Origin of the sequence: Mesorhizobium sp. M4B.F.Ca.ET.143.01.1.1 (genome assembly GCF_004792275.1) — a bacterium.
GTDB lineage: Bacteria > Pseudomonadota > Alphaproteobacteria > Rhizobiales > Rhizobiaceae > Mesorhizobium > Mesorhizobium abyssinicae.
This window is the reverse complement of sequence record NZ_SRSR01000198.1, coordinates 1-336: the sequence shown is the minus strand read 5'-3', so window position 1 is coordinate 336 and position 336 is coordinate 1. Positions and strand designations below refer to the sequence as shown.

Here is a 336-nt window from a genome sequence, read left to right as displayed (position 1 = left end):
CATGAACCGCTTGCATCGTTTCTTCCGCACACCTGAAGCGATCGCCGGCGCGCTTATCCTCGCCTTGCTTATCGCAATGGCACTGGCCGCGCCGCTGCTCTTCTCGGGCGACCCGCAGGCCATCGCCGGCCCAGCGCTGCTGCCGCCATTCCATGACTGGTCGCTGCCGCTCGGTACCGACCGGCTCGGCCGCGACGTGCTGGCCGAACTTTTCCACGGCGCCCGCACCTCGCTGGCGGTCGGGCTGGCGGCCGCGGCCGCCGCCCTCCTTATAGGCGCGGTCATCGGCACTTTAGCCGGCTTCGCAGGGGGCTTGGTCGACGAAGTGCTGATGCG

Annotated in this window: 1 pseudogene; it reads left to right on the top strand. The window is 69.0% G+C overall.

The features are described 5' to 3' along the window. Position 1 precedes the first annotated feature (1 nt). Positions 2–336 (top strand): annotated as a pseudogene (locus EN786_RS36615) (ABC transporter permease); the annotation flags it as partial.